At 66.5% G+C, this 24,202-nt stretch carries 21 protein-coding genes; 7 read left to right on the top strand and 14 right to left on the bottom strand.

The features are described 5' to 3' along the window. Positions 1 to 20: 20 nt before the first annotated feature. Entirely contained in the window at positions 21 to 1,124 is a 1,104-nt protein-coding gene (gene folE2, locus QMG28_RS05630; RefSeq protein ID WP_281841235.1) for a GTP cyclohydrolase FolE2, read from the top strand. Between the two features lie 229 nt (positions 1,125 to 1,353). Here the strand turns inward: folE2 and QMG28_RS05625 are convergent, their stop codons facing one another. Genes QMG28_RS05625 through QMG28_RS05610 form a run of 4 tightly spaced genes read right to left on the bottom strand, consistent with a single transcriptional unit; the run spans position 1,354 to position 4,889 of the window. Continuing rightward, positions 1,354 to 2,463: a cystathionine gamma-lyase gene (locus tag QMG28_RS05625; protein ID WP_281841234.1), complete on the bottom strand. Its 1,110-nt coding sequence runs from the start codon at positions 2,461 to 2,463 to the stop codon at positions 1,354 to 1,356. A 10-nt stretch (positions 2,464 to 2,473) separates the two neighbouring features. Continuing rightward, on the bottom strand, positions 2,474 to 3,922 hold the full coding sequence (locus tag QMG28_RS05620; protein ID WP_281841233.1) for a TrkH family potassium uptake protein: 1,449 nt from the start codon (positions 3,920 to 3,922) through the stop codon (positions 2,474 to 2,476). Between the two features lie 59 nt (positions 3,923 to 3,981). Beyond that, positions 3,982 to 4,437 (bottom strand): Lrp/AsnC family transcriptional regulator, encoded by a 456-nt coding sequence (locus tag QMG28_RS05615; RefSeq protein WP_281841232.1) that lies wholly within the window; start codon positions 4,435 to 4,437, stop codon positions 3,982 to 3,984. Beyond that, positions 4,434 to 4,889, bottom strand: a complete 456-nt coding sequence (locus QMG28_RS05610) for an Lrp/AsnC family transcriptional regulator (RefSeq protein WP_281841231.1) — start codon at positions 4,887 to 4,889, stop codon at positions 4,434 to 4,436. Before QMG28_RS05610 ends, QMG28_RS05615 begins: the two co-directional genes overlap by 4 nt. Positions 4,890 to 5,107: 218 nt before the next feature. Here QMG28_RS05610 and QMG28_RS05605 point away from each other — a divergent pair, with 218 nt between their 5' ends. The 3 genes from QMG28_RS05605 to QMG28_RS05595 all read left to right on the top strand — a co-directional run bounded on the left by QMG28_RS05605 (position 5,108) and on the right by QMG28_RS05595 (position 8,435). Then, positions 5,108 to 6,268: a Hint domain-containing protein gene (locus tag QMG28_RS05605; RefSeq protein WP_281841230.1), complete on the top strand. Its 1,161-nt coding sequence runs from the start codon at positions 5,108 to 5,110 to the stop codon at positions 6,266 to 6,268. A gap of 141 nt (positions 6,269 to 6,409) precedes the next feature. Next, positions 6,410 to 7,432, top strand: a complete 1,023-nt coding sequence (gene ilvC, locus QMG28_RS05600) for a ketol-acid reductoisomerase (RefSeq protein ID WP_281841229.1) — start codon at positions 6,410 to 6,412, stop codon at positions 7,430 to 7,432. A gap of 82 nt (positions 7,433 to 7,514) precedes the next feature. Then, on the top strand, positions 7,515 to 8,435 hold the full coding sequence (locus tag QMG28_RS05595) for a DMT family transporter (RefSeq protein WP_281841228.1): 921 nt from the start codon (positions 7,515 to 7,517) through the stop codon (positions 8,433 to 8,435). Between the two features lie 12 nt (positions 8,436 to 8,447). Here the strand turns inward: QMG28_RS05595 and glmM are convergent, their stop codons facing one another. The 7 genes from glmM to QMG28_RS05560 all read right to left on the bottom strand — a co-directional run bounded on the left by glmM (position 8,448) and on the right by QMG28_RS05560 (position 17,995). After that, positions 8,448 to 9,794: a phosphoglucosamine mutase gene (glmM, locus tag QMG28_RS05590; protein ID WP_281841227.1), complete on the bottom strand. Its 1,347-nt coding sequence runs from the start codon at positions 9,792 to 9,794 to the stop codon at positions 8,448 to 8,450. 4 nt (positions 9,795 to 9,798) lie between these two features. After that, positions 9,799 to 10,827: a dihydropteroate synthase gene (gene folP, locus QMG28_RS05585; RefSeq protein WP_281841226.1), complete on the bottom strand. Its 1,029-nt coding sequence runs from the start codon at positions 10,825 to 10,827 to the stop codon at positions 9,799 to 9,801. Next, positions 10,824 to 11,747, bottom strand: coding sequence for a dihydroneopterin aldolase (locus QMG28_RS05580; protein WP_281841225.1), 924 nt, complete (start codon positions 11,745 to 11,747; stop codon positions 10,824 to 10,826). Before QMG28_RS05580 ends, folP begins: the two co-directional genes overlap by 4 nt. Before the next feature lie 78 nt (positions 11,748 to 11,825). Then, entirely contained in the window at positions 11,826 to 12,443 is a 618-nt protein-coding gene (locus QMG28_RS05575) for a cell wall hydrolase (protein WP_281841224.1), read from the bottom strand. Positions 12,444 to 12,622: 179 nt separating this feature from the next. Beyond that, complete coding sequence (locus tag QMG28_RS05570) at positions 12,623 to 15,199, bottom strand: putative PEP-binding protein (protein WP_281841446.1); 2,577 nt, start codon at positions 15,197 to 15,199, stop codon at positions 12,623 to 12,625. Positions 15,200 to 15,294: 95 nt separating this feature from the next. After that, positions 15,295 to 17,520: a glycine--tRNA ligase subunit beta gene (gene glyS, locus QMG28_RS05565; RefSeq protein ID WP_281841223.1), complete on the bottom strand. Its 2,226-nt coding sequence runs from the start codon at positions 17,518 to 17,520 to the stop codon at positions 15,295 to 15,297. A 4-nt stretch (positions 17,521 to 17,524) separates the two neighbouring features. Then, positions 17,525 to 17,995, bottom strand: coding sequence for a DUF6446 family protein (locus QMG28_RS05560; RefSeq protein WP_281841222.1), 471 nt, complete (start codon positions 17,993 to 17,995; stop codon positions 17,525 to 17,527). 65 nt (positions 17,996 to 18,060) lie between these two features. Here QMG28_RS05560 and QMG28_RS05555 point away from each other — a divergent pair, with 65 nt between their 5' ends. After that, positions 18,061 to 18,690, top strand: a complete 630-nt coding sequence (locus tag QMG28_RS05555) for a MarC family protein (protein WP_281841221.1) — start codon at positions 18,061 to 18,063, stop codon at positions 18,688 to 18,690. Positions 18,691 to 18,701: 11 nt separating this feature from the next. Here the strand turns inward: QMG28_RS05555 and QMG28_RS05550 are convergent, their stop codons facing one another. Then, a complete protein-coding gene (locus QMG28_RS05550; protein WP_281841220.1) occupies positions 18,702 to 19,628 on the bottom strand; it encodes a glycine--tRNA ligase subunit alpha in 927 nt (308 codons plus the stop codon). Between the two features lie 143 nt (positions 19,629 to 19,771). Between QMG28_RS05550 and QMG28_RS05545 the strand changes: the two genes are divergently transcribed. Together QMG28_RS05545 and QMG28_RS05540 are read left to right on the top strand one after the other, a co-directional pair. Beyond that, positions 19,772 to 21,598, top strand: coding sequence for a trypsin-like peptidase domain-containing protein (locus QMG28_RS05545; protein WP_281841219.1), 1,827 nt, complete (start codon positions 19,772 to 19,774; stop codon positions 21,596 to 21,598). 110 nt (positions 21,599 to 21,708) lie between these two features. Next, positions 21,709 to 22,839 (top strand): aminotransferase class V-fold PLP-dependent enzyme, encoded by a 1,131-nt coding sequence (locus QMG28_RS05540; RefSeq protein WP_281841218.1) that lies wholly within the window; start codon positions 21,709 to 21,711, stop codon positions 22,837 to 22,839. A gap of 11 nt (positions 22,840 to 22,850) precedes the next feature. Here QMG28_RS05540 and QMG28_RS05535 read toward each other — a convergent pair whose 3' ends face one another. Then, the gene (locus QMG28_RS05535; protein ID WP_281841217.1) at positions 22,851 to 23,090 is read right to left on the bottom strand and encodes a hypothetical protein; all 240 of its coding nucleotides are present in this window, start codon (positions 23,088 to 23,090) and stop codon (positions 22,851 to 22,853) included. 336 nt (positions 23,091 to 23,426) lie between these two features. Beyond that, positions 23,427 to 24,080, bottom strand: coding sequence for a pyrimidine 5'-nucleotidase (locus QMG28_RS05530; RefSeq protein WP_281841216.1), 654 nt, complete (start codon positions 24,078 to 24,080; stop codon positions 23,427 to 23,429). Positions 24,081 to 24,202: the final 122 nt, after the last annotated feature.

The raw sequence follows: 24,202 nt of genomic DNA, 5'->3' as shown, positions 1-24,202 counted from the left end.
GACCTCTGGAGGCTGGCCAGATGAACCACCTGACCCCGACGATGACCGTCGCGCCCGATGCGGACGAAGCCAAACGCGCGCTGGAAACCCTGCGCGACTGGGCGCGTGGCGCCGATCCTGTGGAGGTGGCCAGGCTCGATCCGGCGATCTCGCGGCTTCTGCCCGAACGCCCGCTGACGAATTATCCCGATCTCAGGCGGGATTATCCGCACGATTTCGTGCCGGACGCCGCCTACAAGGCCGAGATGCCCGATCTGCAGAATGGCCCGGCCTCGCTCATTCAGGGCGAGAAGCAGCTTATTCAGCATGTGGGCATTTCCAATTTCCGCCTGCCGATCCGCTATCACACCCGCGACAACGGCGATCTGACGCTGGAAACCTCCGTTACCGGCACGGTGAGCCTGGAAGCCGAGAAGAAGGGCATCAATATGAGCCGCATCATGCGCTCGTTCTATGCCCATGCGGAGAAGACGTTCAGCTTTCAGGTAATCGAGGCGGCGCTCGACGATTACAAGACCGATCTCGACAGTCTCGATGCGCGGATCGAGATGCGGTTTTCCTTCCCGATGAAAATCCCCAGTCTGCGCTCGGGGCTGGAAGGCTATCAGTATTACGATATCGCGCTGGAACTGGTGGAGCAGGGCGGGGTGCGGCGCAAATTCGTCCATCTCGACTATGTCTATTCCTCGACCTGCCCGTGCTCGCTGGAACTGGCCGAACATGCCCGCATCTGCCGCAACCAGCTCGCCACGCCGCACAGCCAGCGCTCGGTGGCGCGAATTTCGGTAGAGGTGCTGTGCGATCATCCCTGCCTGTGGTTCGAGGACCTGATCGAGATGGCCCGTGAAGCGGTGCCGACCGAGACGCAGGTGATGGTCAAGCGCGAGGACGAGCAGGCCTTTGCCGAGCTTAACGCCGCCAACCCGATCTTCGTGGAAGATGCCGCGCGGCTCTTTACCGAGCAGCTCAAGCGCGACGAGCGGATCGGCGATTTCCGCATCGTCGCCAGCCATCAGGAGAGCCTGCACAGCCACGATGCGGTGTCGATCCTGACGGAAGGCGAGACCTTCAGGCAGCAATCGCTGGACCCTCGGCTGTTCTCGACGTTGATCCATAAAGGCTAGCCGCTGGTTTCGGGGCTGGCCCGACCGGGCGCGGATGCCGCCCGGGGTGGTTTTCGGTGAGTTTCAAGGGCGGGCCGGGGGCGCTTCACATTGCCCAACGGCACCAGGAGTCTAGAATCCTAGTGTTCTGGATTCCTGGAAATATATGATTATATCAATAGGATGGCGGCGTGGGCCCACGGGAAATCCGTTCATTTCCTAACGGATCGTTAACGGTCCCGGTTGGCGTTCAGCCAAGCGCGGCCTCAAGCGCGGCCCAAAGCGCCTCGACCGGTTCGGTGCCGACCGAGAGCCGCACATAGCCCGGCGCTACGGCATCGCCCCAGCGGGCGCGGCGTTCGGCACTGGTATGCACGCCGCCGAAGGAGGTGGCGGCCTCGATCAGCGGGCAGCGCCCGATGAAGCGCTCGGCCGCGTCGGCGCTTTCCAGTTCCATCCCGATCAGGAAGCCGTTGCGCCGCATCTGCCGGGCCGCGAGGGTGTGGCCCGGGTGCTCGGGCAGACCGGGGTAGCGGATGGCGCGCACCGCCGGATGGGTGGCGAGGCGCGGGGCGATGGCCTCGGCGCTGTCGCACATCCGGCTGAAGCGCAGTTCCAGCGTTTGCAGCGAGCGATGCAGGAGCCAGGCGTCGAACGGGCTGGCGATGCTGCCCGAGCGGGTGCGCCAATCGCGCATCCGGGCGAAAAGCTCCGGGTTGCGGCTCGCCACATGGCCCAGCAGCAGGTCCGAATGCCCGCCCGGCGCCTTGGTGTCGGAGGCAACGAGAATGTCGGCCCCGAGGTCCAGCGGGCGCTGGCCGAACGGGGTCATCGTGGTGTTGTCGACAATGGAGACCGCGCCGGCCCGGCGCAGCGCTGCGGTGACGTCGGCGATATCGACGAGGTCGAGGCCGGGATTCGACGGGCTTTCGATCAGCGCGGCCCGGATGCCGTCGAAGCCGCCTGCGGCGAACCCGGCGGTGGGCCGGGTTTCGACCGTCACGCCGAAGCCTTCGAGGAAGTTGGCCGCCAGCACGCGGGCGGTGTAGTAGCCGTCCGAGGGCAGGAGCAGCCGGTCGCCGGCGCGCAGCACGGCCATCAGCGCCGCCGTGATCGCGGCCATGCCGGAGGGAAAGAGCAGCGCGGGCGCATCTTCGAGAAGCCCGAGCGCGGCTTCGGTGGCCATCCATGTCGGGTTGGTGTCGCGGCCATAGAAGGGCAGGGCCGGATCGGGATCGCCGGGCAGGTGAAACATCGAAGCCGGGGTGATCGGCAGCGCGAGCGGGTCGCCCTTCTGTGCCGTTTCGCTGCCGAGATGGAGGAGGCGGGCGGCGTCGGAGGCGGTCGGTCGGTCGGTCATTGGTCTGTCCTCAATCGGTCCAGAAACGGCGGGTGAACAGCACGAAGACGGAGAGCACTTCGAGCCGCCCCACCAGCATGGCTGCCGCGAGCAGCCATTTGGCGGTGTCGTTCAGCGTGGCGAAATTGCCGGCGGGGCCGATCGTGCCGCCCAGCCCGGGGCCGACATTGGCCAGCGCCGTGGCCGCGCCGGACACGGCGGTGACGGTATCGAGGCCGGTGAGGCTGAGCAGCACCGAGAGCACGCCGAGCGAGACCACGAACATGACGAAAAACGCCATCACCGACGAGAGCACGTCTTCGCCCACGGCGCGCCCGGCATAGCGGGGGGTAAACACGCCATGCGGGCTGTGGATCGCCCGGATCTGCGCCTTCACCGAGGCGAAGAGGAGCTGATAGCGGAAGATCTTCACCGAGCAGGCCGTTGAGCCGGCGCAGCCGCCGACAAGGCCGAGGAAGAAGAAGGTGACCACCGGGAAGGTGCCCCAGAGCTGATAATCCACCGAGGCATAGCCGGTGCCCGAGATGATCGAGGTGACGTTGAAGATCCCCTCGCGGAAGCCATGTTCGAAATGGTCGCCGTTGAAGACCAGCCGGAACAGCGTCATCGCCATGGTGACGGACAGGATCACCGTGAGGTAACCACGCACCTGCGGATCGGTGAAGATCGGGCGGGCGGTGCCCTGCACGATCTGGATATAGCGCACGAAGGGCAGGCTGCCGAGGATCATGAACAGCGCCGCCACGTATTCCGCCGCGCCCTGAAAGGCGCCGAAGCTGGCATCGTGGGTCGAGAAACCGCCGGTGGAGATTGTGGTGAAGGCGTGGTTGACCGCGTCGAACGGGGTCATCCCCACGGCGATATAGGCCAGCATGTTGGCCAGCGTCAGGCCGAGATAGATCCAGGTGATCTGGCCTGCGATCTCGACGGCGCGGGGCAGCACCTTGCCCATCGTGTCGAAGGCTTCGGAGCGAAACACCTGCATCCCGCCCACCCGCAGCTCGGGCAGGAAGACCATGGCCACGACGATGATCCCGATCCCGCCGAACCATTGCAGCATCGAGCGCCACAGCAGCAGCCCCTCGGGCAGATCGTCGAGTCCGGTGAAGACGGTGGAGCCGGTGGTGGTAACGCCCGACATCGCCTCGAAAAAGGCATCCACCGGCCGCGCCTCGATCTCGCCCAGCAGAAAGGGCAGGGCGCCGAACAGCGGCAGAGCGATCCAGATCAGGGTGGTGAGCAGAAAGGTTTGCTGGATGGTCAGGCCATGGCCCGCCGTATTGGCGGTGGCGAGCGCCATCGAGCCGCCCACCACCAGCGAAATCACCGCGCTGGACAGGAACACCGCCCAGTCGGCGCTGCCGTAATAGAGGTCCACCAGCATCGGCAATAGCATCGTCGCGCCCAGAAAGGCCACCACGAGGCCGATCACGTAGACGATTGGGCGCGGGTCGATCATGGCCGCAGCGTTGGCCGGGCCTGCGCGCGGTGTCAAGCGGTGGGCGGCGCGAACCCGGCTCACAGCGGCCCGGGCCGGCGCTCTTCGCTCAGCAGCACATTGGCCTCCACCTCGCCCACACCCGGCAGGGTCATGACCCGGCGGCGCAGGATACGCTCGAAATCGGCCAGGTCGCGGGCGACGACGCGCAACCGGTAATCGTAAAGCCCGAGCACGTGGTGAACGAGCTGCACTTCGGGGATCGCCCGCACCGCGCGTTCGAAATCCTCAAGGCTCACCCGGCCCTTGGTGGCGAGCTTCACGCCGAGAAACACCGTCACCCCGAAGCCGAGCGCCTCGTGATCGAGGTCGAGCCGCTGGCCCCGGATCGCGCCGTCGTCATAGAGGCGCTTCACCCGCCGCCAGGCCGCCGGCTGGCTGAGGCCGAGCCGCCGCCCGATCTCGCCCGCTGAAAGCGTCGCATCCTCCTGCAGCGCGCGCAGGATGTCGCGGTCGGTATCGTCGAGGCGGATCATATCGGCAGGCTTTCATCTTCGGCGATCACCGCCACCTGCATCAGCGCCTCGATATCGGCGATATGCGGGAGCGTCAGGATCTTCTCGCGGTAGATCTGCTGGTAATGCGCCATGTCGCGGGCAATGACATGCAGGCGCACATCGACCCGGCCGAGGAAGGTCTGGATCTCGGTCACTTCCCGCACCGCCCGCGCGGCGGCGAGAAATTCGTCGAAGGCGCGCGGATTGGTCTTGTCGATGGTGAAGCGGAGCGACACTTCCACCTCCCAGCCAAGCGCCGCCCAGTTGATGATCGCGTGCTGGCCGCGCAGGATGCCCTGCGCCTGCATCCGCTCGACCCGCCGCCAGCAGGCCGAGGCCGACAAGCCGCAGCGCTCCGAAAGCTCGGCGCTGGTCAGGCTCGGGTCGGTCTGCAGGTGGCGCAGAATGCGCCTGTCGGTGTCGCTTAGCATGATCGCTTCGGAATCTGATTATATCGCGCATGATCTATTCGCCTTGTTGGCGCGATACGTCAAGCCGCTCAGCCCGTTCCGCAGCATGCCGCCGCATCCTGCGCGCTATGCCGAAAATTTGATGCAAATCCACTGCGGTCCTGATAATCTGATGAGAACTAAACAGAAAATCGGGCCACCTCACAAACCGTGCCCGAACCCGATGGCAGGCAGTAGCAATGAGCGAGCGAACGATCTTCGTCTTCGCCAAAAGTGGCGTAACGATTACCCATGCGGATGGCAGCCCGACCACGCAGGGCGATGTCATCGGCAATGCCCTGAACGGCGATGCCTTCAGCTGGGAAAACCCCAACGACCTTACCATCACCCTGCCGGGCGAGACGGTGGCGATCACCTTCGAGGATTCCGACGGGCTGCTGACCGACGATCCGTTTTCCGGCTCCGAAGTGATCGACCAGCGCCTGTCCGATCCCGTCACCATCAACGGCACCACCTATTCTCCGAGCGGCAGCACGACGCGCTGGCAATGGCCCGCGCCCGTCAATGTCGAGAATGAATGGGAGGTCACGCTGTATGACGATGCCGGCAATGCCTACCGGATGGTCGGGGTGTCGATCACCCAGGGCTACACCACCGATGTGGTCGGGGTGATGTTCGACGGTGCGTCGCCGCCGCCCGGGACGACGCTGCATTATTATCAGGGCGTGTCGAGCTATAGCGGGGCCGGGCAATCGGTGCCGATCAGCGACGAGGTGCCCTGCTTCCGGGCCGGAACGCTGATCGAAACCGCTGCCGGTCCGCGCCCGGTCGAGGCGCTTCGGCCCGGTGACCGCGTGCTGACCCGCGATCGCGGGTTGCAGCCGGTGCGCTGGGCCGGCCATTCGCTGGCCAGCGGCGGCGGTGCGCTCGCCCCGGTGCGGATCGTGGCGGGGGCGCTGGGCAATACCCGCGATCTCTGGGTCTCGCCCAATCACCGGATTTTGCTGAATTCGCAGGCGGCCGAGCTCTATTTCGGCCAGAACGAGGTGCTGGTGCCGGCAAAGGCGCTGGTCGACGGGCGGGCGGTGCAGCGGGTGGCGCAGCCGCGGGTGGCCTATTTCCATCTGCTGCTCGACGGGCACGAAATGGTCTATTCCGAAGGGATCGCGAGCGAGAGCCTGTTTGCCGGACCGATGGCGCTTCAGGCGCTGGGCGCGGCGGCACGCCGGGATCTGCGCGCGCATTATCCCGACATCGACCGCGCCGCATGGCATCTGAACCGGCCCGGTCTGAGCGTTGCGGAAACCCGGCTGATCCTGCCGCTCGACAGGCGCGATGGCGTGCGCCTGCCGGGGGCGGGACTCGCCGGCGCCAGGGCGGCTGCGCTGCGGGCGGCCTGACGGGTAGATGAATTAAAATTTCACTATCTGAACGTTCAGAGCATGAAATTTGTATTCATTTTGAAAATTCCATAAAGATTGCACGGAAATTTGCGCTGTTGCGACTATGCTGCGCCGGACTCAACTGGAAGGAGCACGCCGATGCGCGTTTACTACGATCGCGACTGCGACATCAATCTGATCAAAGACAAGAAAGTGGCCATCCTCGGCTACGGCTCGCAGGGCCACGCCCATGCGCTGAACCTGCGCGATTCGGGCGCGAAGAACGTGGTCGTCGCGCTGCGCGAGGGCTCGCCCTCGGCGAAGAAGGCCGAAGCCGAAGGGCTGAAGGTGATGGGCATCGCCGAAGCTGCCGCCTGGTGCGATCTGATCATGTTCACCATGCCCGACGAACTTCAGGCCGATACCTACAGGAAATACGTGCATGACAACCTGCGCGAAGGCGCGGCGATCGCCTTCGCCCACGGCCTCAACGTGCATTTCGGCCTGATCGAGCCGAAGCCGGGCGTCGACGTGATCATGATGGCGCCGAAAGGTCCGGGCCACACGGTGCGCGGCGAATATGTCAAAGGCGGCGGCGTGCCCTGCCTCGTGGCGGTGCATAACGATGCCTCGGGCAAGGCGCTCGATCTTGGCCTCAGCTATTGCTCGGCCATCGGTGGCGGCCGCTCCGGGATCATCGAGACCAACTTCCGCGAGGAATGCGAAACCGACCTGTTCGGCGAGCAGGCGGTGCTCTGCGGCGGCCTCGTCGAGCTGATCCGCGCCGGTTTCGAAACCCTCGTCGAAGGCGGCTACGCGCCCGAGATGGCCTATTTCGAAACGCTGCACGAGGTGAAGCTGATCGTCGATCTGATCTATGAGGGCGGCATCGCCAACATGAACTACTCGATCTCGAACACCGCCGAATACGGTGAATACGTGTCGGGCCCGCGCGTGCTGCCGAAAGAGCAGACCAAGAAGGCGATGAAAGAGATCCTGACCGATATCCAGACCGGCAAGTTCGTGCGTGACTTCATGCAGGAAAACGCGGTGGGCCAGCCCTATTTCAAAGCCACCCGCCGCCTCAACGACGAGCACCAGATCGAAGAAACCGGCGAGAAGCTGCGTGCGATGATGCCGTGGATTTCGGCCGGCAAGATGGTCGACAAATCCAAGAACTGATCCCGCTCGGGAGAGGTCGGAAAGGGCGCCCCGGGGCGCCCTTTTTCGTTGCGGGGCAGGGTTTTGCGTGGCATCTGGATGTATGACCGATCCACAGATCACCGGCAAATCCTGGGCGATGCTGCTCGTGCTCGGCCTCGTCTGGGGCGCGACCTTCATGGTGATCGAGATCGCGCTGAGGGGCATCACGCCGTTCTGGCTGGCCGCGGCGCGGATCGGCTTTGCCGCGGCGCTGCTGGTGGCGGTGTGGCTCCTGCGCGGGGCGCGGCTGTTTCACGGGCCGGCGCGGCTGGCGGACTGGGCCACGCTCGGCTTCATCGGCATTTTCTCCACCGCCGTGCCCTTCATGCTGCTGAGCTGGGGGCAAAAGACCGTCACATCCGGCTTTGCCGGGATTTCGATGACGACGGTGGCGATCATGGTGCTGCCGCTTGCGCATTTTCTGGTGCCCGGCGAGCGGCTGAGCGCGGGCAAGGTCGGCGGCTTCGTGATCGGCTTTGCCGGTGTCGCGGCCCTGATCGGGCCGGGGGCCTTTGCCAGTTCCGGGCTTGAAGGCGAGACGGCGGGGCGGCTTGCCTGCCTCGGGGCCGCCGCCTGCTATGCGGTCTCGTCGGTTCAGATGCAGCGGCTGCCGCCGGTGGATCCGATCGGGCTTGCCGCCGTGCAGCTCCTGCTCGGGACGATGGTGGTGATCCCGATGGCCCTTGCCTTCGAGGGTATCCCGCCAGTTCCCGACAGCACCACGCTGAGCGCGCTTGCGGTGCTTGGTCTCGTGCCCACGGCAGCGGCCACGCTCTTGCGGGTGACGATCATCCGCAGCGCGGGCTCGACCTTCATGAGCCTGGTCAACTACATCGTGCCGGTCGTTTCGGTGATCATAGGCGCGGTGGTGCTGGCCGAGCCGGTGCCGGGCAGCTTCGTGATGGCGCTCGGGCTGGTGCTGGCGGGGATGGGCCTCAGCCAGTGGCCCTCGCTGCGCCGCCTGTTGCGGCGCCTCGGGTAAGAGCGGTCCGGCTCAGCCCGCGACGCGGGTGACTTCGGCGACGATCTCTTCGACCACATCCGCCATCAGCACCTCGTCTTCGCATTCGGCCATCACCCGGATGAGCGGCTCGGTGCCCGATTTGCGGATCAGCAACCGGCCTTTTCCGTTCAGCCGCGCCTCGCCCGCGATGATCACTTTTCGAACATTTTCATCGTCCAGAGGCAGAATATTCCCCGTGTACCGCACGTTTTTCAACATTTGCGGGATGGTCTCGAACACCTCCGACAGCTCCGAGGCAGCCAGGCCGGTGGTAACCATTTCGGCCAGGAAATGCAGACCCGCGAGCAGCCCGTCGCCGGTGGTGGCATAGTCGGTCATCACGATATGGCCCGATTGCTCGCCGCCGAGATTGTAGCCGCCCGCGCGCATGGCCTCGACCACGTAGCGGTCGCCCACCGGGGTGCGCAAGAGGCTCATGCCACGGCCCGCGAGGAAGCGTTCGAGCCCGAGATTGGACATCACCGTCGCCACCAGCGTGCTGTGGTTGAGCCGCCCGGTCTCGCCCCAGTGTTTGGCGAAGAGCGCCATGACCTGATCGCCATCGGCCACACGGCCCTTTTCGTCGATGATCATCACCCGGTCGGCGTCGCCGTCGAGACAGATGCCCAGATCGGCCCCTTCCTCGACCACGCGCCGCGCCGCCGCCTCGGGCGCGGTGGAGCCGACGCCATCGTTGATGTTCACGCCATTGGGCTCGACGCCCATCGCGATCACCTCGGCGCCCAGCTCCCAGAGGGCTTCCGGCGCGGCCTTGTAGGCGGCGCCATTGGCGCAATCGACCACCACTTTCAGCCCGTCGAGGCGCTTGCCCATCGGGAAGGTGGTTTTCACGAATTCCACATAGCGCTGGCGGCCCTCGTCGATCCGCTTGGCGCGGCCGATATTCTCGGGCCGGGCAAGGTCGATCCCGCCGTCCATCAGCACCTCGATGGCGGCTTCGTCCTCGTCGGACAGCTTGAACCCGTCTGGGCCGAACAGCTTGATCCCGTTATCGTGAAACGGATTGTGCGACGCCGAGATCATGATGCCGAGATCGGCGCGCATCGAATGGGTGAGGCGGCCCACGGCGGGGGTCGGCACCGGACCGAGCAGCAGCACGTTCATACCCGTCGAGGTCAGCCCGGCGGTGAGGGCGTTTTCCAGCATGTAGCCCGACAGCCGGGTATCCTTGCCGATCACGGCGCGGTGGTTGTTCTGGCCGTTCTGGCGGAAGAACCGGCCCGCGGCCATGCCGAGGCGCAACGCGGTTTCGGCGGTCATCGGCGGGGTGTTGGCCATCCCGCGCACACCATCGGTGCCAAAGATTTTCCTGCTCATGCGGTTATCCGTCGCTTAAATGTTGGTTCAGCGCCTCGAAGAGACGCAGGGCCTGAATGGTCTCGGCTGTATCATGCACGCGCAGGATTTGCACCCCCTGTGCGGCCCCGTGAAGGGCCACCGCAAGCGACCCGCCGAGCCGGTCCTTCGCCACATCGGCGTGGCCGATGGCGCCGATGAAGCGCTTGCGCGACGCGCCGAGAAGCACCGGCAGCCCGAGATCGTGGAATGTGGAGAGATTTGCCAGAAGCGCAAGGTTATGCGCTTCGGTCTTGCCGAAGCCGATGCCCGGATCGGTGATAATCCGCTCACGCGCGATGCCCTGCCCGGTGGCATAGTCGATCCGTTCGGCAAGGTGGTCGTAGACTTCGGCCACCACGTCGCCATAGGCGGGGTTTTTCTGCATGTCGGCGGGCAGACCCTTGGCATGCATCAGCACCACCGGCACGTCGCGGGCGGCGCAGAGCGCGGCCAGCTCCGGGTCATAGGTGAAGGCGGCCACGTCGTTGACGATATCCGCGCCGGCCTCCAGCGCCGCCTCGGCCACCGGCGCCTTGCGGGTGTCGATCGAGATCGGCGTGGCGATCCCGGCGTCGCGGATGGCGCGGATCACCGGCGCGGTGCGGGCGATTTCTTCGGCGATGGTCACCGCGTCGGCGCCGGGGCGGGTGCTTTCGCCGCCGATGTCGATGATATCCACACCTTCCGCCGCCATCGTCGTCGCGCGGCTGACGGCCGCTTCCGTCCGGGCGAAATCGCCGCCATCGGAAAAGCTGTCGGGGGTGACGTTGAGAATGCCCATGACGCGCGGGCGGTCGAGCGCCAGGCCGCAGAGATCGGGGCGCCGGGCGCTGAGCCGGGTGCGGCCTTCACCATTGAGCCCGGCGGGCGAGATCACCTTGGCCGTGCCGTCCGCCGCGCGCCGCTCCACGGTGTTGAACCAGGCGGTGCGGCTGCCGGCGAGCGGCAGGCTGCCGCCATGGCCGCCGGTTGGGGCGCCAAGGCGCGGGATCGGGCGGTGGCGGATTGTCATGGCAGTTCGTCCACCCGCAGGCTGCGGCTGGGCAGGGGGGCGGCATCGGGGGCTTCGGCGCCGACCACGAGCAGATCGGTGGCCTGCATCACCTCGGCGAACCAGGCCGAAAGCGCCACCGCGTCGCGCGGGCCGGCGGCGGGGCCATCGACCGCGTCGAGCACGATCTTCGAGGGCGCCCAGACGCTGATCTGCCCATGCTTCATAGCCCAGTCCAGCTCGGTGCGGGTGGCGACCACCACGCAGCGGTCATCGCGCGCGGCCAGCATCCAGGCGTTCTGTTCGATGGCGAGCAGGTCGATGCGCCGCTGGGTCATCCGGTGGCCGGTTTGCGGCGCCGGGGCCTCGCCCGCGCCGACGCAAAGGATCACCGGCTGGCTCCCGGCTTCCAGCGCATCGAGAAAGGCGCCCAGGCCCGGCCCGGCAATGGCCGCGTTCGAGAGGTAAATCACCCTTGGATGCGGCGCCTCGGCGGCATCTTCCGTCGCCGGCGGGGTCTGGCCGCGCGCGCGCACGATCTCGACCCCGAGCGCGCCCGGCCCGCGGTCGAGCTTTTCGATCCGCACGAAGACGCGCAGCGCCTGCGGCGCATGCAGCACCCGGTCGGCGATGCGTTCGGCCAGCGTTTCGAGCAGGTTCAGCCGTTCCTCGGCGAGCTCGTAGGCGATGGCTTCGGTGATCGTGTCATAGGACAGGATCTTGTCCACATCGTCGCCTACCGGCCCTTCGGGCGGGATGACCTCGACCACCACGTTGAAATTCAGCCGTTGCCGCTTGCCGCGCTCCGACTGGAAGGCGCCGATATCGGCCTCGACGACATGATCGCGCAGCGAGATCCGGTCGGGCGGGCGGCTGGGCTGGCCCGATGCCTCGGCGCGGGCGATGGGATGCTCGAAAGCGATGCGGGTGTCGGAACTCATGCGGGGCCTCCCTGTCGGCGCGGAGAATGCGCCAAAGGCCGGCGGAATGCCAGCCCGTCGCCGCATCGCGGGCCCGTCTCAGCGGTAGAAGTGATGCACCCCGATCGAGGCGGTACGGTCGAGCGTTTTCGACCAGCGCGGCGCGACCGCATGAGTGTGGTAGAACAGCGCGCCATCGGTCAGCGTGCGCGGCGCGCCGTCGAGCATCGTGCGGGCGACCTTGCCGACGCGCTCCCAGGCGCGCTGGTCGCGGATGTCTTCGGGGTGGCCGTCGCAGGTGAAGGTGAACTGGCAGGCATAGCGCTGGCCCGTGCCCTGGTTGACCACATTGCAGACCGAGCCGGGGTAACGGGCGCTGTCGACCCGGTTGAGGATCACTTCGGCGACGGCAAAGAGCCCCTCGGCGCTTTCGCCCCGGGCCTCGAAATAGAGCGCTTCGGACAGGCATTGCCAGTCGGCGCCGCCCTGCGCCACGGGCTGCGCGGCGATCCAGCGGTCGGAATGCAGAAGCTCGCCCGGTGTCGGCGCGACCGAGGCGAGCCGGGCGATCCGCCCGCTGCCCAGCCCGGCGCGGGCGATGCGCTCGCTGCCGAGAAGTTTCGAGATCAGCCCTTCGGGCGTGCCGCCCGTATCCCCCAGCGCCGCCGACGCCATGAGCGAAAGGCCCGCAACAGCAGGCAAGATCAGCCGTTTCATCCGACCCCCAAAATCCCAGGTACCGGGGCTTTGCGCCCCTTTTCGTTGCTCGGGGATATAGCGCAAAGCCGGGTGGCCGTCTACGCTTTGCGGTGCAAGTGGCTGTTATCTATGGATAAACCACAAAATATGGTGGGCGCTCAAAGATCTTGTGGCGGTGTTGGCGCTAACTGGCCGGGTCAGTACATCCGTGGCGGGCGTTCGGCGCCGCGCTCGGCGATGGCGAGATGCGCCGCGGCCAGCCGCGCCACCGGCACCCGGAAGGGCGAGCAGGAGACGTAATCGAAGCGCGCATCGCGGCAGAAGGCGATGCTTTCGGGATTGCCGCCATGTTCGCCGCAGATCGAGAGCGTGATCCCCGGATTGGTCCGTCGCCCGCGCTCGGCGCCGAGCATCAGCAACTCGCCCACGCCGTCGGCGTCGAGCACATGAAACGGGTCTTCGTCATAGACGCCCTGCGCCACATATTGGCTCATGAACCGCCCGGCATCGTCGCGCGAGAGGCCGTAGGTCATCTGCGTCAGATCGTTGGTGCCGAAGCTGAGAAAGGCCGAATGCGGCGCGATCTCGCCCGCCCGGAGCGCCGCGCGCGGGGTTTCGACCATCACGCCGAGCCGGTAGTCGAAATCCACGCCGCGCTCGATGCGCACGGCGGCGGCCACCGCATCGACGCGGGCTTTGACGATTTCAACCTCCCGCTTGGCCGAGACCAGCGGGATCATGATTTCGGGCACCACCGTGGCGCCCTCGCGCGCCACCTCGACGACCGCTTCGAAGATCGCGCGCGCCTGAGTGTCGTAGATTTCCGGCACGGTCAGGCCAAGCCGCACGCCGCGCATCCCCAGCATCGGGTTGAACTCGGTCAGCGCCTCGGCACGGCGGGTTACGTCCGACAGCGGCAGATCGAGTGCCTCGGCCAGCTCGCGCAGCCCCTCGCGGTTCTGCGGCAGAAACTCGTGCAATGGCAGATCAAACAGCCGGATCGTCACCGGACGGCCCTTCATGATGCCGAACAGCTCGACGAAATCGCGCCGCAGCATCGGCCCGATCCGGTCGAGGATCGAGCGGCGGTCGACGGCATCGTCGGCAAAGATCATCTCGCGCATGGCGAGCAGCCGGTCTTCGGCGAAGAACATGTGCTCGGTGCGGCACAGCCCGATGCCCTCGGCCTCGAACATCTGCGCCTTGCGGGCATCCTCCGGCGTGTCGGCATTGGCGCGCACGCCGATATCGCGCGCGGCATCGGCCCAGGCGAGCAGGGTGCGGAAATTGTCGCCGAGCGCCGGGGCCAGCATCCTGGCCGATCCGGCGATCACCTTGCCATGCGATCCGTCGATGGTGATGCGGTCGCCTTCGCGGAACACCCGGCCATCGGGGGTGGTGAGGGTGCCGGCTTTCAGGTCCAGCGTAAGATCCGATGCCCCGACGACGCAGGGCACGCCAAGGCCGCGGGCGATCACGGCGGCATGGCTGGTCACCCCGCCACGCTCGGTCAGCACCGCCTTGGCGGCGTGCATGCCGCGAATGTCTTCCGGCGTGGTCTCGCGGCGCACCAGCACGCAAGGCTCGTCCTGCGCCGCCATCGCCTGCGCCGCGCGGGCGGTGAAAACGATCTTGCCCGTGGCCGCGCCGGGCGAGGCGGCGATGCCGCTGCCGACGATGTCACGCTTGCCCGCCGGGTCGACCTGGCTGTGCAGCAGCTCCGAGAGCGAATGCGGCGGCACGCGCAGCACCGCCTCGTCCTGCGAAATGATCCCGTCATTCGCCAGCGCCACGGCAATGCGCAGATTGGCGCGCGGGCTGCGGGGCACGCGCACCGCGTCGAGGATGAACAGCTCTTCGTTCTCGACGGTAAATTCGATCTGCATTTCTTCGCGCAGCCGTTTGCGGGCGAGATCGCCATAGCGCATCAGATCGCTCCAGACCTCCGGCAGCACGGTTTCGATCGAGCGCCCGCGCGGATCTTGCTTGAGGTAGAGAATATCGCCCGCGCCGTCCTTGGCGGTGAGCGCGTCGCGGCCCTGCGCCTGGCACATGTAGCGGCCCCGGATTTCGGGCCGCCCGCTCTGGCCGCTGACGAACTGGATCACGCCGGAGCCGGAAATGCCGTTGCCCACGCCGAGCGCCATCTTCTGCACCACAAGGCCGAGCCCGGCATCCGCCGGCGCGCCCTTGGCTTCGCGCAGCAGCCGGGCGGTGGTCCCTTCCCAGGCGCGCGCCATCGAGCGCAGCACTTCGCCAAGCTGGTCGCGCACATCCTGCGGGAAGGGTTCGTCGGTTTCGTCTTCATAGGCGGCGAGTGCGTGGGCGAGGGCCTCAGCCGTCGGGGCGCCGCCGGCCTCGAACTCGTCGGGGTCGGCGCGGGCGACGTGGACCGCGTAGGACTGGATGAAGCGCAGGTAGAGCGCGTTGGCCGCCGGTTCGCCGTGGCTCTCGGTCAGCCGCGCGTGCAGCGCGTCGTTCATGCCGATATTGAGGATCGCGCCGGGACCGCCCCAGTCGGGGTCTTCCGAAGACGGGCGCACCGAAAGCAGCGGATCGGGGCCGAAAAAGGCGAGCATCGCGTCGAGATCGGGCATATCGCCCTTCGACAGCGCGTGCACGGCATCGAAATCGAGCGCCACGGTCGGCGGCACCGGCATGGCGAGCCGGATCAGGCGCTGAAGGCATTTCGCCCGCCCGCCATGACGCTCCGCCGCGATGGGCGCGGTGGGCGTGATCTCGGCAAACCCGGTGATATCCGACAGGCTCTGCATTTTCTGCACCGCAGCATCCTCCTATAGCGCAAGATAGCGCGCCGGACGCATCTGGCAAGGGCAAGCGCAACCGGCGGCGCGTGCCCGCGGTTTGCTCAGCCCTCGATCCGGGTCAGGTCGGCCACCCGCAGGCAGATATCGCGGATCCGGGCGAGCAGGTTCAGCCGGTTGCGGCGGATGACCTGGTTGTCGGTGTTGACCTGCACATTGTCGAAGAAGGCGTCGATCGGGCCGCGCAGGCTGGCCATCGCGGCCATCGCCGCCTCGAAATTCTCGGCGATCATCGCCGGGCCGATCTTCGCCTCGGCGGCGTCGAGCGCGGCGAACAGCGCCGTTTCGGTCTCGTCCTCGGCGAATTTCGCATCCGGCCCGTAGGAATATTCCACCCCGTCGGCCTCTTCGGCCTGGATCAGAATGTTGTTGGCGCGCTTGAAACCCTGGATCAGATTGGCGCCGTCATCGGTATCGAGCACCGCCTGCAGCGCCTCGGCGCGGGTGACCACCAGCGCCAGGTCGTCCTTGCCCGGCAGGTGAAGGCAGGCGTCGATCACGTCATGGCGCAGGCCCCGGTCGCGCAGATAGACCTTCAGCCGGTCATGGATGAAGGCAAGCAGGTCGTCCGACAGGTCGGGCTTGTGGTTTTCGATCCGCCCCAGCCAGTCGGGGGCGTTTTCCTTCGCTTCGTCGATGATCGCGCGCACGGCCGAGCCGAAGACGCCGTGGCTGGCGATATTGCCCAGCAGCGTCTTGAGCAGCGCCTGTTCTTCCTCGTCCTCGAGCGGCTCGATCTGGTGGCGCAGGATCTGCGCGTCGATCAGCCGGTCGAGCTGGAGGCGGAGGCCGTTTTCGAGCACCAGCCGGATCACCCCGAGCGCGGCGCGGCGCAGCGCGAACGGGTCTTTCGAGCCGGTGGGCTTTTCGTCGATATGCCAGAAGCCGGTAAGCGTATCGAGCTTGTCGGCCAGCGCCACCGCGACCGAGACCGGCGCGGAGGGCACGGCATCCGAGGGGCCAAGCGGCGCGTAATGGTCGCGCACCGCATCGGCCACGGCATCGGAGAACCCGGCGCGCCTGGCGTAATAGCGGCCCATGATCCCTTGCAATTCGGGGAATTCGTAGACCATTTCCGAGGCAAGGTCGGCCTTGGCGGCGCGGGCGGCCTGTTTGGCTTCCTTGCGGTCGGCCTCCACCATCGGGGCGATCTCGCCCGCGAGCCCGGCGATCCGGGCGATGCGGCGGGCCTGCGAGCCGAGCCTGGCGTGGAAGGTGACATGGGCGAGCTTGCCGAGCCATGGGTCCAGCCCGTGGCGCTCGACATTGCGCAGGTCGTTCTCCCAGAAGAACTTGGCGTCGGCGAGCCGGGCGGCGAGCACCTTCTGGTTGCCGGCAAGGATTGTCGCGCCGTCATCGGCGGTTTCGCGGTTGGCGACGGTAACGAATTTCTCGATCCGGCCGGTGCCGGGATTTTTCACCGAGAAGAACTTCTGGTGCTCCTTCATCGAGGTTTGCAGCACTTCGGGCGGCAATTCGATGAATTCGTCGGCGATATCGCCCATCAGCACCACCGGCCATTCGACGAGGCCGGACACCTCAGCGAGCAGCCCCTTGTCGTCGACCAGCTCGAAGCCGAGGGCAAAGGCTTTCTGCCCGGCATCGTGGCGGATCGTTTCGGCGCGCTCGGCGGGGTCGAGCACCACATAGGCGGCCTTCAGCCTGGCGGCGTAATCCTCGAAGGACGACACCCTGATATCGCCCGGCGCCATGAAGCGGTGGCCCTGCGTGGTGTCGCCCGCTTTCAGCCCGTCGATCTCCAGCGGCACCACCGAGGCGCCATGCTCGTCGGTGAGAATGCAGAGCACCGAATGCAGCGGGCGCACCCAGCGCAGGCTGCCCGCGCCCCAGCGCATGGATTTCGGCCAGGGGAAGGTGCGCACCGCGCCCTCCAGCACCTCCGCCACGATCCCGGCGGCGGGGCGGCCCTTATGGGCGATCACCGCGAACCAGACATCGCCCTTCTTGTCGGGCCGGGCCTCAAGCTGGTCTTTGGTGAGCCCGGTCGAGCGCAGAAATCCCTCCAGCGCCTTTTCCGGCGCGTCGGTGCGCGGGCCCTTGCGCTCTTCGCGCGTGTCGGGGCTCATCGCGGGCAGGCCCTCGATGGCGAGCGTGAGGCGGCGCGGCGTGGTGAAGGCGGCGGCGGCGGAATAGGTGAGACCGGCCTCCACCAGACCGTCGGTGACCAGCTTTTTCAGGTCTTCGCCCGCGCGCGCCTGCATCCGCGCCGGGATTTCTTCCGAGAAGAGTTCGATAAGGAGGTCGGCCATTGGCTCAGTCCTGATATTTTTCGTTGAGCTGATGCCAGGCAAAGGCCCGGCCATCGGGGAAGACGGCGACCACACGATCCACGCCATCGTGGATATCGTGCTGCGACAGGAAGGCCATCGCCTCGCCGCTCTCCAGAGCGGTGCCGATCGCCACGGCATCGAAACAGTCGAACCAGCCCGGCGCGGTGAGCGGCGTGGGGTCGGGATAGGGCTCGTAGGTTTCCGTGAGCGTGCCCGTGCGCAAAGGCAGGGTGAAGCAGGCGCGATAGCGGATTGGCGAGGACGTGCCGTCGATCCCCTCGAACCCCTCGATCAGCACCGGCTCGGGCTGGCCGGTGGCGATGTTGACCATCGTCATCTCGGCTCTGTCGGCGGCGATCTCGTCATAATAGGCGTAGACCTGGAGCCAGTAGATGGCCACGCCCGCGATCAAGGCGGTAATCAAGATGAAACTCCCGACGATCTTTCCGTTCATGCGCCTGCTCCTTGGCCGGTTGCGTCCGCCCGTGCTACGACAGGGCGAACAGGGAGAGGATACCGGTGGACACCGCCATTTTCGTCAAGGCCCTTGGCGCCTTCTTTGCGATCATGAACCCGTTCGTGACCTTGCCGGTTTTCCTCGGCATGACGGCGGAGTTCACGCCCGCTCAGCAGCGCCGGCTGGCGCTGGCCGTGGTCGGCTTCAGCGCGGTGCTGGCGGCGGCCGTGATGGCAACGGGCACCAAGGTGCTGAGCCTGTTCGGCATCAGCGTCGACGATTTCCGTGTTGCCGGCGGGATTGTGCTGTTCACCATCGGGCTGGGGATGCTGAACGGCAGCGCCTCGCCCGCCCATCACGGCACCGCGCGCGAACAGGCCCATCACGCCGAGCTCAATTCGCTCGCCTTCTACCCGATGGCCTTTCCGATGATCGTCGGCCCCGGCACGATCACCACGATCGTGGTGTTCACCGGCCATGCCGGCGCGGCGGGGCTCACCGCCGTGGGCGCGGCGCTGGCGGCGGTGCTGGCTTTGCTCGCGCTGGTGCTGCTCTTCGCCGCCCAGATCGGCCATTTCATGTCGCAGACCCTGCGCACGATCACCATCCGGCTGATGGGCATGATCCTCGCCGCCGTGGCGGTCGACATGACCGCGACGGGGCTGAAGACCGTGCTGCCGGGGCTGGGCTGAGGCGAAGGCGCTCACGCCGCGGCACCCCCCGCTTCGGTCTGCACGAAAGCATCGGCGCACATCTTGGCGAGCGCGCGCACCCGGCCGATATAGGCCTGCCGTTCGGTCACCGAGATCACGCCGCGCGCGTCGAGCAGGTTGAAGATATGGCTGGCCTTGATGCATTGGTCATAGGCCGGGTGGGCCATGATGATGCGCCTGCCGGTCTTCGGGTCTTCCTCGGGCTGATCGAGGATGGATTTGCACTCGGCTTCGGCATCTTCGAAATGCCGCAGGAGCATTTCGGTCGAGGCGGCATCGAAGTTATGGCGTGAATATTCCATCTCGGTCTGGCGGAAAATGTCGCCATAGCTGAGCGGGATCGGCGTTTGCGGATCGTTGAACGGCATGTCCATCACATGGTCGATGCCGAGCACATACATCGCCAGGCGCTCCAGCCCATAGGTCAGCTCGCCCGAGACCGGCCTGCAATCATGCCCGCCGACCTGCTGGAAATAGGTGAACTGGCTCACCTCCATGCCGTCGCACCAGACTTCCCAGCCCAGCCCCCAGGCGCCGAGCGTCGGGCTTTCCCAATCGTCCTCGACAAAGCGGATATCGTGCAGCGACATGTCGATGCCAATGGCTTCGAGCGAGCCGAGATAGAGCGCCTGCAGATCGGGCGGGCTCGGTTTGATCAGCACCTGATACTGGTAGTAGTGCTGCAAACGGTTGGGGTTTTCGCCATAGCGCCCGTCGGTCGGGCGGCGCGAGGGCTGCACATAGGCCGCGGCCCAGGGCTGGCTGCCGAGCGAGCGCAGCGTCGTGGCCGGGTGAAAGGTGCCGGCGCCCACTTCCATGTCGTAAGGTTGCAGGATCGCGCAGCCTTTGCCCGCCCAGTAGGTCTGAAGGCGCAGGATGATCTCCTGAAAGCTTTTGGGTTGTGATGTCTCGGCCATGTGATCCTCACGCGGATGTGCGCGCTCTCAATAGGCACTGCGCCGGAAAGGGTCAATCGGGCGGGGCGGTTCTCTTGACCTTGCTGCCCGGCTCGGTGTTACTGGCGCGGATGTTTTGACCAAACCCCGAGGGACAGTGGGATATGAGACGCGCTTTTTCCGCGATCGTGATTTTTGTAAGCCTTTTCGTGGCCGGTGCCGCTGTCGCGCAGCAAAGCTTCTGGGTGCAGATCCAGGCAACCCCGACCTTGCGCGACGCGGAAGACGCCGCGCGCCGCTACGCACAGACCATCCCCGATGTGAACGGGTTCCGCCTTGGCGCCAGCGGCTGGTATGCGGTGGCGCTCGGCCCCTATACCGAGGCCGCGGCAACCGACCGGCTGCTTGATCTGCGCGCCCGCGCCGAGATTCCGGGCGATGCCTATATCGCCAACAGCGACGCCTATGGGCAGCAATTCTGGCCGGTCGGGGCGAATGCGCTGGCCAATGCGCCGGTGGCGGTTCCGGCCGATGAGCCGGCACCCGAAGCGGTGGCCGACGAAGCCCCGGTGGCAGAGGCCGAGCCGGCGGCCGAACCCGCGCCGGAGCCGCAGCCGGTGCTGGTCGAGGAAACCCGCGCCGAGGCGCTGGCCTCCGAGCGCCTGCTGGATGGTGACCAGCGCAAGCTCCTTCAGATCGCGCTGAGATGGGAAGGCTTCTATACCTCGCTGATCGACGGCGATTTCGGCCCCGGCACCCGTGGCGCGATGGCCGCCTGGCAGGCCGCCAGAGGCTATGAGGAAACCGGCGTGCTGACCACCCGCCAGCGCAACGCGCTGGTGCAGGGCTATACCGACATGCTCGCGTCGATGGGCCTTGCGCCGGTGACCGATGCCCAGGCCGGGATCTCGGTCACGCTGCCCGGCGCGATGGTGGGCTTCACCCGCTACGAAGCGCCCTTTGCCCATTACGAGGGCGACGAGGGCGTGCGCGTGGTGCTGATCAGCCAGCGCGGCGACAAGGCGACGCTCTACGGGCTCTACGATATTCTGCAAACGCTGGAAGTCGTGCCCGTCGATGGCGAGCGGCAGCGCCGCGACAGCGATTTCGCCATCGAAGGCGCGAATGACGAGATCGTCACCTATGCCTATGCCACGCTGGCCGATGGCGCGGTGAAGGGCTTCATGCTGATCTGGCCGCAGGGCGCCAGGGTGACCGATGCGCAAACCGGCGCCGTGTCCTACGAGGTGGACCGCCGCCGCGCTCTGGTGCTCGACGCGATGCGCGAGAGTTTCGCCTCCACCGGCCCGGCCGTGCTGGACGACAATGCCGGACTGGATACCGCCACCCAGTCGATCGACCTTGTGTCGGGGCTGGAAATCCGGCGGGCCGAGAAGGCGCGCTCGGGCTTCTTCATCTCGCCGGAGGGTGCGGTGATCACCACCACCGAGGCGGTGGATGGCTGCACCCGGATCACGCTGGATGAAAGCTACGAGGCCAAGGTGACGGCGCTCGACGGCGATCTCGGCATCGCGCTGCTGATGCCGGTGCAGCCGCTGGCGCCGATGGCGGTGGGCGAGCTTCTGAGCTTCGAGCCGCGCCTGCAATCGGAGCTGGCCGTGGCCGGCTATTCCTATGGCGGGCGGCTGTCCTCGCCCACGCTCACCTTCGGAAAGCTGGCCGATGTGAAGGGGCTGGCGGGCGAAACCACGGTCTCGCGCCTCGATATCCGCGCCCAGGATGGCGATACCGGCGGGCCGGTGCTCGATCAGGGCGGCGCGGTGGTGGGGATGCTGCTTGCCTCGCCCTCGGGCGATGGCCGGCTGTTGCCCGCGGATGTGGGTTTTGCCGCCAAGTCCGAAACGCTGGTGGGCTTCCTCACCGCCAATGGCGTGCCGGTTGCCGCGACGGATATCCAGGGGGCGCTCACGCCCTACGATCTTTCGGCGCTGGCGGCGGATATCACCGTTCTGGTGAGCTGCTGGAAGTAACGGCCACGCCCCGTGCGTGTGAAAACGCCCGCCCTCGCGGCGGGCGTTTTTCTTTGCCAATCCCCGGCCCGCAGGCTACCCCTGTCGCGCTCAACACGAAGGAGACCGCCATGACCGCGCTGCGCACCGATATCGACCCCGATGGGCTTTTGGAATTCTCGGTGGTGTTCACCGACCGCTCGCTCAACCACATGTCGGCCGCATTCCAGCAGGTGATGCGCGATATTTCGGGCGTGCTGCGCGAGGTCTACAATGCCGATGCGGTGGCGCTGGTGCCGGGCGGCGGCACCTATGCGATGGAGGCGGTGGCGCGCCAGTTCGCCACCGGCAAACGCGCGATGGTGATCCGCAACGGCTTTTTCTCCTACCGCTGGAGCCAGATCTTCGACATGGGAGCGATCCCGGCGGAGGAAACGGTGATGATGGCGCGCCGCAGCGGCAATGCGCCCACCGCCCCCTTCGCGCCCGCGCCGGTGGATGAGGTGGTGGCCAAGATCGCCGAGGAAAAGCCCGATGTGGTCTTTGCTCCGCATGTGGAAACCTCGTCGGGCATGATCCTGCCCGACGATTACCTCCGCGCCGTCGCCGATGCGGTGCATGCGCAGGGCGGGCTGTTCGTGCTCGATTGCATCGCCTCCGGCACGGTTTGGGTCGACATGAAGGCCACCGGGGTGGATGTGCTGATCTCGGCGCCGCAGAAGGGCTGGTCGGCGCAGCCCTCCGCCGGGCTGGTGATGATGAACGAAACCGCCCGCGACCGCGCGAAAGCTGCCACCTCGACCTCGTTCGCCATCGACCTCGGCAAGTGGCTCGCGATCATGGAAGCCTATGAGAACGGCGGCCATGCCTATCACGCCACCATGCCCACCGATGCGCTGCGCGCCTTCCGCGACGTGATGCTGGAAACCCGTGAGATCGGCTTCGACAAGCTGGCCGAGGCGCAATGGGCGCAGGGCCGCAAGGTGCGCGCGATGCTCAAGGCGCGCGGCATCCAGTCCGTCGCGGCGGAGGGATTCGAGGCGCCGGGCGTCGTCGTCTCCTACACCGACGATGCGGAGGTGCAGAATGGCAGGAAATTCGCCGCCCTCGGCATGCAGATCGCCGCGGGCGTGCCGCTGATGGTGGGGGAGGGGGATGATTTCCGCAGCTTCCGCCTTGGCCTGTTCGGCCTCGACAAGCTGGCGGATGTGGATGCGAGCGTGGCCCGGCTGGAGGCCGCGCTCGACAAGGTGTTCGGCTGAGGGGAAGGTGCCTAGCGCCCGACCGAGATGGTGATCAGCACGATATAGATCACCGGCACAAGCGCCACCATGACCGTGCCGACGCCGGCAAGCCCGGCAATGGCGAAGGCCAGGCCGAGCACGGCGAGGAGCACCACGGCAAGCACGAAGGCCCAGACTTCGCCGGGATTTGACATGTCGCGGTTATGCGGCTCGCCGGGCAGCGAGTGGGCTTTGGCGTGGGTGGGGTCCGGGTGGCTGGACATTTCCATGGCGCGTCTCCTCCGTTGGATGTGACGCTCCTTGTCCGATATGTATTTGGGTTTTTGAATAAGCCAATTTGTCGCAAGCCAGTCCGGCACCGCACGCATATGCGGCTGGCCAAACGGTAGACATCTGCGGGCCGCAGGCCCGCAGCACCGGCTCAGCGGCCGACAGAGATCATCATCATGACGATGAAGAAGACCAGCGTGAATGCCAGCATTACCAGGACGAGAGCGGCCATGGTCAAACCTCCATGCGGGTTGCGAAAGCGTTCCTTGCCAACAGGATAGACCGGCGCGCACGGGCTTGTGAAGGGGCACCTTTGCCGCGCCGCCGCCGGGCGGTCAGTCGCGGGTGGAGAGGCGCGTGAGAAAACCGGCCAGATCGTCGGTGTGGTGGTGGATATGCGCGGCGGGGCTGGGCTCGGGCGCCACATGCACCGTCTGCATCCCCTTGGCGTGAGGAACGGCGAGGTTGCGCGGATCGTCCTCGAACATCGCCGCGACCAGCGGATCGAGCCCATCCCGGGCGAAGACCGTGTCGAAAGCCTCGATATGCGGCTTGGGGTGGAACCCGGCTTCCTCGACGCCATAGACCGCATCGAACAGCCCCGACAGCCCGCGCGCCTCGATCACCCGTTCGGCATAGGGCACGGTGGCATTGGTAAACACGATGCGCCGCCCGGGCAGATCGCCGATCCGCGCGGCAAGCTCCGGGTCGGGGTGGAGGGGAGCGAAGGAAATGTCGTGCACCTCCGTCAGATAGGGGCCGGGATCGACCCCGTGCACCTGCATCAGCCCGGCCAGGGTGGTGCCGTAATCGCGCCAGTATTCGGCGCGCAGCCGGTCGGCTTCGTCGCGGTCGACCCCCAGCGCGTCCATCACCCATTGGGTCATGCGTATCTCGATCTGGTCGAACAGCGCCGCCGAGGGCGGATAAAGCGTATTGTCGAGGTCGAAGACCCAGGTGGTCACATGTGAGAAGCGGTGGTGCAGCATGAGCGCAAGCTAGGGGCGATGCGGCGGGGGTGCAATGGGGTGCGGCACGCTCGACGGTCTTCCACGGTATACCGCAGCTTGATCATCCGGCAATCGCGTGCATAGTCAGTACAATTGTATAC

Origin of the sequence: Sinisalibacter aestuarii, assembly GCF_027923545.1 — a bacterium.
GTDB classification, from domain to species: Bacteria; Pseudomonadota; Alphaproteobacteria; order Rhodobacterales; family Rhodobacteraceae; genus Sinisalibacter; species Sinisalibacter aestuarii.
The sequence above is the reverse complement of the archived record's forward strand: the minus strand, read 5'-3'. Positions and strand labels throughout refer to the sequence as shown.

Excerpts from the sequence above, each read along its gene's own strand:
- folE2 (WP_281841235.1), top strand. The coding sequence starts at position 21 with ATGAACCACCTGACCCCGACGATGACCGTCGCGCCCGATGCGGACGAA.
- QMG28_RS05625 (WP_281841234.1), bottom strand. The coding sequence starts at position 2,463 with ATGACCGACCGACCGACCGCCTCCGACGCCGCCCGCCTCCTCCATCTC.
- QMG28_RS05620 (WP_281841233.1), bottom strand. The coding sequence starts at position 3,922 with ATGATCGACCCGCGCCCAATCGTCTACGTGATCGGCCTCGTGGTGGCC.
- QMG28_RS05615 (WP_281841232.1), bottom strand. The coding sequence starts at position 4,437 with ATGATCCGCCTCGACGATACCGACCGCGACATCCTGCGCGCGCTGCAG.
- QMG28_RS05610 (WP_281841231.1), bottom strand. The coding sequence starts at position 4,889 with ATGCTAAGCGACACCGACAGGCGCATTCTGCGCCACCTGCAGACCGAC.
- QMG28_RS05605 (WP_281841230.1), top strand. The coding sequence starts at position 5,108 with ATGAGCGAGCGAACGATCTTCGTCTTCGCCAAAAGTGGCGTAACGATT.
- ilvC (WP_281841229.1), top strand. The coding sequence starts at position 6,410 with ATGCGCGTTTACTACGATCGCGACTGCGACATCAATCTGATCAAAGAC.
- QMG28_RS05595 (WP_281841228.1), top strand. The coding sequence starts at position 7,515 with ATGACCGATCCACAGATCACCGGCAAATCCTGGGCGATGCTGCTCGTG.
- glmM (WP_281841227.1), bottom strand. The coding sequence starts at position 9,794 with ATGAGCAGGAAAATCTTTGGCACCGATGGTGTGCGCGGGATGGCCAAC.
- folP (WP_281841226.1), bottom strand. The coding sequence starts at position 10,827 with ATGACAATCCGCCACCGCCCGATCCCGCGCCTTGGCGCCCCAACCGGC.
- QMG28_RS05580 (WP_281841225.1), bottom strand. The coding sequence starts at position 11,747 with ATGAGTTCCGACACCCGCATCGCTTTCGAGCATCCCATCGCCCGCGCC.
- QMG28_RS05575 (WP_281841224.1), bottom strand. The coding sequence starts at position 12,443 with ATGAAACGGCTGATCTTGCCTGCTGTTGCGGGCCTTTCGCTCATGGCG.
- QMG28_RS05570 (WP_281841446.1), bottom strand. The coding sequence starts at position 15,199 with ATGCAGAGCCTGTCGGATATCACCGGGTTTGCCGAGATCACGCCCACC.
- glyS (WP_281841223.1), bottom strand. The coding sequence starts at position 17,520 with ATGGCCGACCTCCTTATCGAACTCTTCTCGGAAGAAATCCCGGCGCGG.
- QMG28_RS05560 (WP_281841222.1), bottom strand. The coding sequence starts at position 17,995 with ATGAACGGAAAGATCGTCGGGAGTTTCATCTTGATTACCGCCTTGATC.
- QMG28_RS05550 (WP_281841220.1), bottom strand. The coding sequence starts at position 19,628 with ATGGCCGAGACATCACAACCCAAAAGCTTTCAGGAGATCATCCTGCGC.
- QMG28_RS05545 (WP_281841219.1), top strand. The coding sequence starts at position 19,772 with ATGAGACGCGCTTTTTCCGCGATCGTGATTTTTGTAAGCCTTTTCGTG.
- QMG28_RS05540 (WP_281841218.1), top strand. The coding sequence starts at position 21,709 with ATGACCGCGCTGCGCACCGATATCGACCCCGATGGGCTTTTGGAATTC.
- QMG28_RS05535 (WP_281841217.1), bottom strand. The coding sequence starts at position 23,090 with ATGGAAATGTCCAGCCACCCGGACCCCACCCACGCCAAAGCCCACTCG.
- QMG28_RS05530 (WP_281841216.1), bottom strand. The coding sequence starts at position 24,080 with ATGCTGCACCACCGCTTCTCACATGTGACCACCTGGGTCTTCGACCTC.